Annotated in this window: 10 protein-coding genes; 2 read left to right on the forward strand and 8 right to left on the reverse strand. The window is 61.7% G+C overall.

The genetic code is table 11. The annotated features are described in order from the left end of the window. Positions 1-18: 18 nt before the first annotated feature. The 4 genes from AC07V0_RS17730 to AC07V0_RS17745 all read right to left on the reverse strand — a co-directional run bounded on the left by AC07V0_RS17730 (position 19) and on the right by AC07V0_RS17745 (position 5,733). Positions 19-1,656 (reverse strand): ABC transporter substrate-binding protein, encoded by a 1,638-nt coding sequence (locus AC07V0_RS17730; RefSeq protein ID WP_111453369.1) that lies wholly within the window; start codon positions 1,654-1,656, stop codon positions 19-21. Positions 1,657-1,750: 94 nt separating this feature from the next. Then, positions 1,751-3,025 (reverse strand): NAD(P)/FAD-dependent oxidoreductase, encoded by a 1,275-nt coding sequence (locus AC07V0_RS17735; RefSeq protein ID WP_096480198.1) that lies wholly within the window; start codon positions 3,023-3,025, stop codon positions 1,751-1,753. A gap of 42 nt (positions 3,026-3,067) precedes the next feature. Then, entirely contained in the window at positions 3,068-3,736 is a 669-nt protein-coding gene (locus AC07V0_RS17740; RefSeq protein ID WP_018925987.1) for a haloacid dehalogenase type II, read from the reverse strand. A 524-nt stretch (positions 3,737-4,260) separates the two neighbouring features. Then, positions 4,261-5,733, reverse strand: a complete 1,473-nt coding sequence (locus AC07V0_RS17745; protein WP_495019763.1) for an aldehyde dehydrogenase family protein — start codon at positions 5,731-5,733, stop codon at positions 4,261-4,263. Positions 5,734-5,974: 241 nt separating this feature from the next. On the opposite strand from AC07V0_RS17745, the gene AC07V0_RS17750 reads away from it, so the two are divergent. Together AC07V0_RS17750 and AC07V0_RS17755 are read left to right on the forward strand one after the other, a co-directional pair. After that, the gene (locus AC07V0_RS17750) at positions 5,975-6,832 is read left to right on the forward strand and encodes a GNAT family N-acetyltransferase (RefSeq protein WP_495019764.1); all 858 of its coding nucleotides are present in this window, start codon (positions 5,975-5,977) and stop codon (positions 6,830-6,832) included. Positions 6,833-6,901: 69 nt separating this feature from the next. Further along, positions 6,902-7,615: a cupin domain-containing protein gene (locus tag AC07V0_RS17755; RefSeq protein WP_477745796.1), complete on the forward strand. Its 714-nt coding sequence runs from the start codon at positions 6,902-6,904 to the stop codon at positions 7,613-7,615. A gap of 67 nt (positions 7,616-7,682) precedes the next feature. Here AC07V0_RS17755 and AC07V0_RS17760 read toward each other — a convergent pair whose 3' ends face one another. From AC07V0_RS17760 to gabT, 4 genes are all read right to left on the reverse strand, one after another. Next, positions 7,683-8,888 carry an acetyltransferase domain-containing protein gene (locus tag AC07V0_RS17760; protein WP_495019765.1) on the reverse strand — a complete coding sequence of 402 codons (1,206 nt, stop codon included), beginning with the start codon at positions 8,886-8,888 and terminating at the stop codon, positions 7,683-7,685. A 572-nt stretch (positions 8,889-9,460) separates the two neighbouring features. After that, a complete protein-coding gene (locus AC07V0_RS17765; RefSeq protein ID WP_003174918.1) occupies positions 9,461-9,949 on the reverse strand; it encodes an Lrp/AsnC family transcriptional regulator in 489 nt (162 codons plus the stop codon). 45 nt (positions 9,950-9,994) lie between these two features. Further along, positions 9,995-10,651, reverse strand: coding sequence for an HAD family hydrolase (locus AC07V0_RS17770; RefSeq protein WP_064617999.1), 657 nt, complete (start codon positions 10,649-10,651; stop codon positions 9,995-9,997). 96 nt (positions 10,652-10,747) lie between these two features. Beyond that, positions 10,748-12,040 (reverse strand): 4-aminobutyrate--2-oxoglutarate transaminase, encoded by a 1,293-nt coding sequence (gene gabT, locus AC07V0_RS17775; protein ID WP_204123552.1) that lies wholly within the window; start codon positions 12,038-12,040, stop codon positions 10,748-10,750. Positions 12,041-12,158: the final 118 nt, after the last annotated feature.

The raw sequence follows: 12,158 nt of genomic DNA on the forward strand, positions 1-12,158 counted from the left end.
ACGCCCGTGTGCGGCCGATCAGGCATCGAGCCAGACCTGTTCGGCGAACATGTAGCCCATGAATCCGCCGAGGGGGTTGCTGCCGTAGCCCTTGATGCGCTGGTCGACGCCGTCGATGTTGCTGATGAACACCGGCACGCCGATGCCACTGTGTTCATGCACCAGTGCCTGCATATCGGCGTACATCTTGCTGCGCTTGGCGTCGTCGGTTTCACCGCGGGCGAGCATCAGCAGTTGGTCGAACTGATCGTTCTTCCAGCCCGACTCGTTCCATGGCGCACTGGACTGGAAGAACTGCGAGAACATCACGTCGGCGTTCGGCCGAGGGTTGATGTTGCCGAAGCTCAGCGGGTGCTTCATCCAGTGGTTGGACCAGTAGCCGTCGCTGGGCAGGCGGTTGACGTCGAGCTTGAGCCCGGCCTGTTTCGCCGATTGCTGCAACAGCACGGCGATGTCCACCGAACCGGTCGCGGCAGGCGATGCCACCAGCGGCATGCTGATGCTTTCCATGCCGGCCTTCTTCAGCAGGAATTTGGCTTTTTCCGGGTCGTAGGCCCGCTGCGGCAGGTCGGCGTTGTAGTAGCGCGAGCCAGGGGAAATCGGATGGTCGTTACCGACGACGGCAAAGCCACGGAACACCGCGGACTTCACTTGCTCACGGTCCAGCAAATACTTCATCGCCTGAGTGAATTCGGCGCTTTTACCCGGCATCTGGTCCTGACGGATGATCAGGTCGGTGTAGTTGCCCGACGGCGCATCGACGACCCGGTGTTTGGCGCTGGCCTTGATCCGTGTGGTCGAGCGTGGGTTGACCTCGTTGATCATGTGCACGTCGCCCGACAGCAGTGCGTTGACTCGTGACGGTTCGTCGGCAATCGCGATGAATTCGATCTCGTCCAGGTACGGCAGGCCCGGTTTCCAGTAGCCGGTGTTGCGCGCGGCAATCGAGCGTACGCCCGGTTTGAATTCCTTGACCGTGAACGGCCCGGTGCCGATGCCCTGGTTGAAGTCGGTGGTGCCCTCGGGAACGATCAGCAAGTGCGACACGGCGAGGATCGACGGCAGCTCGGCGTTCGGCGCACTCAGGCGGATCTGCACTTCGTGGGTGCCGGTGGCCTTGATCTCTTCGAACTGCGCCATCAGCGGCATGACCTTGGAACCGGTCAGCGGGTCTTTGTGGCGCGACAGCGAGAACACCACGTCGGCGGCGCTCAGGGTCTTGCCGTTGTGGAAGGTCACGTCCTTGCGCAGGGTGATGATCCACAGCGTCGCATCGGTGTTGTCGATGCGCTCGGCCAGTTCCAGTTGCGGCACCAGGTGGCTGTCGAAACGGGTCAGGCCGTTGTAGAACATGAAGTGACGCACGTAGTCGGTAGATAGCGCGCCCTTGGCCGGGTCCAGGGTGTCGGCGGTGGAGCTGGACATGCCGGCGACGCGAATCCGCCCGCCCGGCTTGCCTTTGCCCGGGGTCGCCGCTTCTTCGGCGAACAGTTTGCCGGCGGCGCCGAACAGGCTGCCGGCACCCGCTGCGGCAACACCCGCCACGCCGAGCATCTGCAAGGCGTGGCGGCGTGACATACCACGATTGAGGCCTTCGAATACCCGCAGGCTGTCCTGGCCGGAAATCAGTTTCGAGTCGATCTTGTTGTCAGTCATATCAGTTGTACCTGTCGAAAATCAGAAGATTCGAGTGCTCCGGTTGACCGGAACGTCCTGGAAACGCAAACGACGGTGACGCCACAACATCAACTCAATGCAAGTAGTCCTGGAGGCGGTAGTAAGCACCTACGAACGGCAAGAACCACGGCTTGCCGAAATGCCCGGGAATCGCCGGCCAGTCGAGTTCGCGCCAGGGATTGGCCTCGACTTTGCCGGCCATCACCTCGGCCATCACCTGGCCCATGTGCACCGACATCTGCACCCCATGGCCGCTGTAGCCCATGGAGTGATAAACCCCGCCATGCTGGCCGGCGCGAGGCAAACGGTCGGAAGTCATGTCCACCAGCCCGCCCCAGCAATAGTCGATTTTCACCTTGGCCAACTGCGGGAACATCTGCACCATCGCCGCTTGCAGCACCTTGCCGCTCTTGGCGTCGTTCACGCTGTCGGACATCGCGAACCGCGCACGTCCGCCGAACAGCAAGCGGTTGTCCGGGGTCAGGCGAAAGTAGTTACCGATCATGCGACTGGTGACATAGGCACGCCGACCGGGCAGCAACTGATCGATGAGGAACTGCGGCAGCACCTCAGTGGCGATCACGAAACTGCCGACCGGCACGATCCGCCGCCGATACCAGCCCAGGCCACCGTGCTGACAAGCGCCGGTCGCCAGCAATACTTGCCCGGCGTGCAAAGAACCCTTCGCGGTGTTGACCCGATAACCGCCGGCCTGGGCCTTCCAGTCCGTCACCGGTGTACCTTGATAGATCAGCGCGCCATGACGAGCAGCGGCCTCGGCCAGACCGACGCCGAAGCGCCCGACGTGCATCTGCACGCCGTTGCGCTGCAGCAAGCCGCCATGGAACTGGGCCGAATTCACTTCGGCGCGGGTCTGTTCGGCGTTCAGCAACTCGACCTCGGCATCGACCTCCTTGCGAATCAATTCGCAGGTGCGCGCCAGGCCTTCGTAGTGCAGCGGTTTGGCCGCCAGTTTGAGCTTACCGTTGCGCTTGAGGTCGCAAGCGATCTGCTCCTGCTCCACCAGGGACACAACGCTCTGCACCGCGCTTTCATAGGCCTGGTAATAGGCCCGCGCCTTGTCGGCACCGAGGCTGGCACTCAGCCCGGCATAGTCCTGGGCAACGCCGGTGTTGCATTGGCCGCCGTTGCGCCCGGAGGCTTCGCCGATCACTCTCCCGGCTTCCAGCACCACCACACTGGCGCCCTTCAAGGCCAGCGCGCGAGCCGCCGCCAGGCCGGTGAAACCGCCACCGACGATGGCCACGTCGACCTGCCCGGGCAATGCGCCGAGCTGAGCACCGGTAAACGCCGGTGCGGTGTCGAGCCAGTAGGATTCACTGCCCATGTCTAACCCCTTATTCCGTGAAGAGCGCCGTTACCGTTCAACTCAGAGACCGACCAGCGCCGCCAGTCCACCGATGTCGGTGATCTGCTGGTAGCCGTAGAACGCATTGCCCGGAACCTCGTGACCGCGGGCGACGAAGGCCTTGTTCTTGATCTTCATGTCGTGGGCCGGCATCAGGTCGTAACGGAAACTGGAAGACACATGCAAGATGTCTTCCGGGCCGCAGTTGAGGTTGTCGAGCATGTACTCGAACGCGGCCAGGCGCGGCTTGTAGGCCTGGGCCTGTTCGGCGGTGAAGACTTTGTGAAACGGTGCGCCGAGCTTGTCGACGTTGGACATGATCTGGCTGTTGCTGGCGTTGGAGAAAATCACCAGGGGGATCTTGTCGGCGATTTTCGACAGACCGGCCGGCACGTCCGGGTGCGGGCCCCAGGTCGGCACGGCGTCGTAATACAGCTGGCCTTCGCCACGGTATTCGACACCCCAACGCTTGCAGACCCGCGCCAGGGAGGTCTTGAGGATTTCGTCATACGGCATCCAGTCACCCATGACCTGGTCCAGGCGATAGGCCGAGAAGTCCTTGACGAACTGATCCATCTGCTCGGGCGCCACGCGGTCGGCGAACAGTTCGCGAGTCATCGTGCCCATGTGGAAATTGGTCAGCGTACCGTAGCAGTCGAACGTAATGAATTTGGGGCGTAGAAAGCTCATTGAGTGCGGTCCTGAAGTTCGTTGAGGTCATGGCGCGACAGGTATTCGCTGCGTTTCGGGAGCGGCGATGCAACGCTGCAGCACACCGTCATTACAACACCGTGAAATCAGCAGATGGCGTTAAAAGCGACCTCTGCTTGATACAAACCACCGTTTTAGCCTGCCCCCTCAGCAGACTTTGCGGCTCGCTCCAGCCTTGGGCAACCCCCGTATTTATGCGCTCTTATGGACCTTCATGGCTATGCGAGGCTGACGAACGCCCCCATTCACGGCAGAACCTGCGCCGGGCTGAACGAAAACGGGCGCTTCCCTGAGGAAGCGCCCGTTTGGGTGCGGTTTGAAACCCGTCGACGATCTGCGGTTAACGGATCACCTGTGGCGAGGGAGCTTGCTCCCGTTCGGCTGCGAAGCAGTCGTAAAGTCGGCTGATGCGTACTACCTGAAGGATTGTGGTCGTTGGATTTGGGGTGCTTCGCCCCCCAGCGGGAGCAAGCTCCCTCGCCACAGGTGTTAGGGGGCGGACATTAGCCAGCGATATCGATCAGCACACTCTTGAAGCGCAGATTGGCTTCGAAGGCTTCGCGACCCAGGTCCTTGCCGATGCCGGAGCGTTTGTAGCCACCGGTCGGCAGGATGTAGTCGTTGCTGCGTCCATAGCGGTTGACCCACACCGTGCCCGCCTCCAGCCGCCGGACCAGTCGCAGGGCGCGGTTGATGTCGGCGGTGTGCACGCCCGCCGCCAGGCCGTAGGTGGCGTGCGCGGCCAGGCTCAGTGCCTGCTGTTCGTCATCGAACGCCTGCACCGTCAGCACCGGGCCGAAGATTTCTTCACAGATCGCCGGGTTCTGATTGTCCAGGCCAGCCAGCAAGGTCGGCTGGTAATAGGCACCGCCCAGCCCTTCAAACAAACCACCGCCACTCAGCACTTCGGCCCCGGCCTGGCGCGAACGCTGGACGATGCCGTCGATACGGCTGGCCTGCAACCGGGAAATGATCGGCGACAGCGTGCTCTCGGACGACCAGGTCGGCCCCGGGCGCAATTCCTCGAAATACGCCTGCAAGTGCGCAACGAACGGTTCCATGATCGAGCGCTCGATCAACAACCGCGAACCAGACACGCACACCTGCCCGGCATTGCCGGTGATGGCCAGCGCCACGGTGCGTGCGGTTTTCGCGATGTCCGGCACGTCAGCGAACACCAGTTGCGGGCTCTTGCCGCCCAGCTCCAGGGTTACCGGTTTCGGCCCCACCAATGCACAAGTGGACATAATGCTCGAACCCGTCGCCGTGGAGCCGGTAAAGGTTACCTTGCCCACCCGTGGATGACGGCACAAGGCGTCGCCAGTGACCCGGCCATCGCCCTGAACCACGTTGAATATCCCGGCAGGAATGCCCGCCTGCACCGCCAGTTCGGCAAAGCGCAGGCTGGAAAACGGCGTCAGCTCCGACGGTTTGAGCACCACGGCATTGCCGGCAGCGAGCGCCGGCGCGACTTTCCACGAAGCCATGCTCAAGGGGAAATTCCACGGCGCGATGGCGGCGATCACGCCGTACGGTTCGGCGATCTGCATGCCCAGGCGATCGGTCTGGGTCGCCGCGACTTGGCCGCCGTGCTTGTCCGCCAGTTCGGCAAAGAAACGAATGCCCTCGGCGACATAAGGAATGTCCCAGGCGATCACATCTTTATGCGGACGAGTCGAGCCCACCGCTTCCAGCGGCGCCAGCACGGCGACATCGGCTTCGATCAGATCGGCCCAGCGACGCATGACCCGTGCCCGCTCCCGGGGCGGACGGCTGGCCCAATCGCTGCGGTTAAACGCCTGCCAGGCATCGTTGACCGCCTCATCCACCAGGTCGGAATCGGCGATCGGCAACTGGGCATAGGCCTGACCGTCTGAAGGGCGAACCACCTCCAGCCCCGGTTGGGCGTCGCGGTATTTGCCAGCAATAAAGTGAGCGCTGCGCACAGCGATAAGGCGAGGATCGAAGCTATCCATGGAGCACTCCAAAAAGGGACGGCAAGGCGTTTACTCAGGCCTCCATCGTAGAAAAAAAGCCCAAGCATTTGCTGCCGACCTTATGGGGCAATTAAGTAGTAAGTGTGGTCTGCAGGCCTTTGATGTGAGGAATCTGCCGAATCCTTCCGCCCCCCTTGTCAGGCCTTCACACAGATGGGATACAGGCATCCTCGCGCCGGGAAACCGGTTGATCGCGCACACTGTAAAACGGAGATTCATCATGTCCGCCTCGCACCCTTCCGCTTATGTCTATCGGCCGATGACCGCTGCTGATTTGCCTTCGGCCCATGCCTTGTCTGTCGAGTTGAAGTGGCCTCATCGCCTGGAAGACTGGGCGATGTTGCAGCGGGTCAGCGAAGGTTTCGTGGTGCTCGATGGCCCGCGTTTAATCGGTACCGCATTCGCCTGCCGGCAAGGCGACTTCGCCACCATCGGCCTGGTGATTGTCAGTGACGACTATCAGGGCAAGGGCATCGGCCGTCGATTGATGGAGCACGCACTGGAGGCCTGCCAGTCGCGCACGCCGATGCTCAATGCGACCCTCGCCGGTGCGCCGCTTTATGCCAGCCAGGGGTTTGTCGAGTACGGACGAATTCAGCAGCATCAAGGCCTGGCCCAGGTGCCCGCGCTTGAACCACTGGCGGACGGTGAGGAATGCCGCCCGTTACAGGCGACGGATCGGGCTCCTCAACTGGCACTGGCCAACGCCGGCAGTGGTCTGGACCGGCAAGCGGTGCTCACGGAACTGTTTGCGGTGGCCGAGCATTCGGTGGGCATCGAGCGTGACGGTCAGCTGCGTGCCTTCGCCCTGCTACGCCCGTTCGGTCGCGGTCGTTGCCTCGGCCCGGTCATCGCCGAAAACCTTGAACAGGCCGAACACTTGATCGCCGTGCTGCTGGCTCAGGTGCCGGATGCTTTCGTGCGAATCGACATTCCAGCGGACAGTGGTTTGAGCGAGTGGCTGGAGCTGGCCGGTCTCAAACAGGTCGACACCGTGGCGCAAATGGCACGGGGTACACCGCCGCAAGCGGCCAACGGCGTACGCCAATTTGCCCTCGTCACCCAAGCCATCGGCTGATCCCGGCGCGCGATGAAACGAGCGCCTTCCATCACTTTCTACCCCCCATTTGCAGGGAGCGTCACCCGCATGTCTCAACCCACCATTGTGCTGTTGGCCCGCGCCGACGGCAGCCGCGTTTCTACGTCTTTCAAGGCAGCGCCCTTGAGTTCCATCGATCCGTTCATGGACGGTCGTCAGATCGCCTACATTGGGTCCGACGGCGTCTCGGCGGGCCTTGTTCACACCAGCAAAACCGTCGATTTCGAGCACTTCCCGCACACTGAAGTGATCGTGGTCCATGCCGGGCACGTCGTGCTGCAATCCGGGGAACAGGTGCTGGAACTGGGCATCGGTGCCAGCGCGGTGATCGGTCGCGGCACAGCGCTCAGGTTTGAGGCACAACCCGATACGTGCTGGGCCTTCTGCGCCGTCACCAGCCCCAGCGCCGAAAAGAAACCGGGGCTGACAGCGCTCGACCCGCTGGCGATGCTGTCCCCTTCGGCGGCACCGGAACCGCAGATACTGATCGGGCCTACGCCGCAGTGTCGCTCGCGCAATGCCTTCGAAGATGACGCCACTGATCTGCGTGTCGGCGTGTGGGATTCGACGCCTTACACCCGCCATGGCCGAGCGCACAAACTCAACGAGCTGATGCACCTGCTCGAAGGCAGCGTGACTTTGCAGGCGCCGGATGGAACCAGCGTAACGGTCAACCCCGGTGACACCGTGTTCGTGCCGCAAGGCGCACCGTGCGCCTGGAGCAGTACGCGGTATGTGCGCAAGGTGTATGCCGTCAAATAGGGAACTGTGGGAGCGCCGCATCGCCGCTCCCACAGGTATTTGTGCTGAATTCAGCAAGATCTTTGAATCAGAGGTATTTGAGAATCGCGATGTCGCGACGGCGCTGTTTGAGGTTGGCGAACCAGCGTGTCGGGAAGAACAGTAGCACCCCGAGAATCACGCTCCACAGCCAGACCATCGGCAGGTTATCGAAGCCGTAATAGGTGCCCTGATTGGCGCCCCAGATGGCGATGGCCACCAGGTACATGACTTTGAGCACGTACAGGTGCAGCAAATAGAAGAACATCGGCGCACCACCGTAGACCGCCAGGGTCGCGGTGGACCAGCGATTCTGGGCCTTCTCGAACAGCGCCAGAAGGATCAGCCCCAGGCCGAGGGTCGGCATCAGGAACATCAGTGACGGCGGGTACTTCTTCGCGCTCATGAAACTCATGAAGGTGCGCAGCGAATCACCGGTCTGCACCCAGGGTTTCTCGCCGTAAACGTTCAGATAGCGGATGAACACAAACGCCGCCAGCAGGCCGAAGCCGACTTTGAGCAAGCGGGAAATCCGCTCTGCCGGGTCCATGTCTTTGCCGAACCACGGCCCGATGGCCCAGCCCAGCAGGATTACGCCGATCCACGGCAACACCGGGTACGTGGTGCGAGCCCGGGTGAACTCGGTGATTTCGATGAATACGCGCTGATGCAGGATCGACCACGGCACGAAGAACGGCGACTCCGGCCCCACGGTCACGCCATCGAGCAGGTTGTGCCCGGCGACAATGGCCACCCCGAGCACGATCAGCCAACCGCGCTTGAAGTGCAGCAACCCGGCAAGCACGATCATGCAAATGCCAATGCACCAGATCACTTGCAGCCACAGCGTCTTGGGCGGGAACTCGGCGTTCCAGGCAAAGCACACGAATGTGAGCTCCAGAAACACCAGGAACAGCCCGCGCTTGAGCAGGAACACCGAGGTTTCACTGGCCGTGTGTTTCTGGCTGTAGAGCCAGGCCGACAACCCGGTGAGGAAGATGAACACCGGGGCGCAAAGGGTGCTCAGCAGGCGGGTGAAGAACAGGTCCGGGGTCACACTCAGCGCATCGATCGGGTCGGTGACCTGACGGTGCAGCAGAAAGGTTTCCCGCACATGGTCGATCAGCATCAGCAGCATGACGAAGCCGCGCAGGGCATCGATGGCAAGCATCCGGGTGTTGGTTTTGGCAACGCTGGTGGCCAGCGCAGGGGAAACACTTCCCGCCTGCCCTGCCACGCTTGTAGATAGGGTCATATCAGTCACTCATGTCTTGGTCAGTGGACTACCGCTGGCTCAGCCCTGTTTCTTCAGCCTGGCAACTTCCGATGCCGGCAGCTGCGACGGCGCCCGCGGCAAGGGTACCTGACCTTCCTTTCGATAGAACGACAGTGTTGAACTGAAGCCGTGCAACGACCTGCCCCTCTCTCTGAACGCATTACAACGCAGGCGATTTTGCGCTTTGTTCCGAATTCATCGCCCGTAACGCAAACGAAGACTGTTTTCGCCGCGTAAACAGCGGTTTATACGGCCTGCGCCAGCATGAAGCGTGTTGAAGCGGTTGTGCGGCCCCGATGTCCGATTGAGGTGCATGCCCAAACCGAATTCTCCGTAGCAGCTGTCGAACAGCGCGAGGCGGCGTTCGGCGGCGAAGCAGCCGCAAAATCAGTCACTGCGATCCGTCAGGTACACCGTGCATTCAGGGTTTACGACTGCTACGCAGCCGAACGCCACCTCGCGCTGCTCGGCAGCTGCTACACAGAGCCCGTCGCGCGCCTCTTTCGAAGGCGCGGCAGGCTGCAAGGGAATGGGGGGATGTGGAGTCAGCTTCAGTGCCGCAACAATTTGCGCAGCGGCACGCCGTCCTTCAGTACGGGTGACTTGATGACGATGTAGCTGAAATACTTGGAGATGCCGATGTTCTTGTCCAGCAGGCTTTCGACCACTTCCTGATAATGCTGGATGCTGCGTGTCATGAAGCGCACCAGGTAATCGTAGCCACCGCTGATCAGGTGGCATTCGAGCACTTCGTCGACCAGACGGATATTGGACTCGAACTTGGCGAAGTCTTCGCGCTTGTGGTCGCTCAAGGTGATCTCGGTGAACACCGTGACCGAGTCGGTGATCTTGGCCAGGTTCAGGTGAGCCTTGTAGCTGGAAATATACCCGGCCGACTCCAGCCGCTTGACCCGTTGCAGGCAGGGGCTGGCCGACAGGCCCACGGCATCGGCCAGGCTGACGTTGGTCATGCGCCCGTCCTTTTGCAGCTCAACCAGGATGCTGATGTCGATTCGGTCCAGTTTTACTAAACCTTCCATTGCGTACCTCTTGACTGCCGTTTGTAAGACAATCTTCTAGCAAAATCAGCGCCGTAAAGACAGCTGATGCTGAGCCACCAGATCCGCCATGCTGTTAATGCAGTAATCCGCCGCGCACGGCGACGGTTGTCTGGCCCGGCCGCGACAGATCAGGCAGACCGCCCCCGCCCCCGGTTGCCGGGCGCCAGGCCGGGTTACCTGGAGGATGGTGTTGGCATCAAGGTCATTGGCCGCCAGCCAGTCATGGTCCTGCAATGGGTCGCTTGCCAGGGAAATAAAATCGTCGGGCATAATCCCCAGGCGTTCGCACAGCAGGCCGCGATCTTCGGCGTCACGGTCGCCATGCACCAGCAGGCGATAGAACTTGCGCAAGTACAGCATGGCGCCGGGTGCATCCTCGAACAACGACCAGCCGACGACGGACCGGGCGAAGCTCATGCCCTCCTCCCAACTGGCTTTCAACGCCCAGCGCTCGGCCAATTGACGGTGGGCGAAACACAGCAAACCACTGAAGCCCAACTCGCCGAAACGCGGGTACAGCGCCCGCACCACCTCGCTGAATTCGGCCAGCACCTGTGCCTTGTCCGGGTGACCGCCACGGCTGTCGAGCAGCGGCTGCAACGCCGCCCAGACTCCGGAATCGCGATCCACCAGCACCTCATCGCAATCGATCAGCAACGCTCGATAATCAGTCAGCCCCATGGTGTGTAAAGCCTCCGATGATGCATTCCATCAATCCATGCTCCATAAATGCTCACGGGCGATGCCGTGTGGCAGCGCCCGTGAGCTGGCGTGAGCTCAGTTCAAGACTCGTGCCAGTGCCGCGTCGAGAATCTGCAACGCTTCATCGATCTGTGCTTCGCTGGTCACCAGTGGCGCGAGGAAACGCAACACGTTGCGTTGCACGCCGCACTTGATTACCAACAGGCCACCGGCCCGGGCTTCATCGATCAGTCGTTGGTTGAGGTCGGCATCCGCGGTCCGTGCCTCGTCATCCTTGATCAGCTCGATCGCCAGCATGAAGCCGCTGCCGCGCACGTCGCCGATCCGTGGGTAACGGGCCTGCAAGCGCAACAGTCCCTGACGCAGACGCTCGCCCAACGCTTCGCCACGGGCCAGCAACTGCTCTTGCTCGTAGGCCTCGATCACCGCCAGCGCCGCCGCGCACGACAGCGCGTTACCGCCGTAAGTACCGCCGAGGCCGCCGGGCAATGGCGCGTCCATGATCTCGGCTTTGCCGACCACACCGGACAGCGGCAAACCGCCGGCCAGGCTCTTGGCCACGGTGACCAGATCCGGCTGAATCCCGGCGTGCTGGAAACCGAACCATTTGCCGGTACGCCCGAAACCGGTCTGGATCTCATCGAGGATCAGCACGATGCCGTGCTTTTCAGTCAGGGCGCGCAGGGCCTGAAGAAACTCCGCCGGTGCCGCAAGGAAACCGCCATCGCCCTGCACCGGTTCGATGATGATCGCCGCGACCCGCTCAGGCGCCACTTGGGTCGCCAGCAACTCGTCCAGTGCCTTGAGCGCCATGTCGCTGGTGACACCGCGATAGGCATTCGGATACGGGGTGTGGAAGACCTCCGGCGCGAACGGCCCGAAGTTCTGTTTATACGGCTGGCTCATGCCGGTCAGCGTGGTGCCGAGCAAGGTCCGGCCATGGAACCCACCACGAAAGGCGATTACCGCCGAGCGGTTGGTGTGGGCGCGGGCAATCTTCACCGCGTTTTCCACCGCTTCGGCGCCGGAGGTGAAGAACGCTGCTTTATAAGCGTCCTGGCCGCCGATCATTTCGCACAGGCGCTGGGCCAGGTCGAGATAAGGCTTATAGGCCACCACCTGAAAACAGGCGTGGGAGATTTTTTGCAACTGCGCCTGCACCGCCGCGACCACCTTCGGGTGGTTGTGACCGATGTTAAGCACACCGATACCGCCGACAAAGTCCAGGTAGCGCTTGCCGTCCACGTCCCACAATTCTGAACCCAGGGCCCGATCGATCACCAACGGATGCGCGGTAACCAGGCCACGTGGCACGAATTGATCGCGCTGACGGAGCAAATGAGGGGTTTCGTCGACTTTGCTATTCATGGCATTTCCCATCGTGAGTCCGGCAACCGGGAAGTGGTTGCGATGGTGTTCAGGTTAAGGCTTGCGCGAAACGAACTACGCCGAACTTGCCCCCTGAGAAATTCGGATCGACTGTTTT

Source organism: Pseudomonas sp. GW821-FHT01E10 (assembly GCF_059422365.1).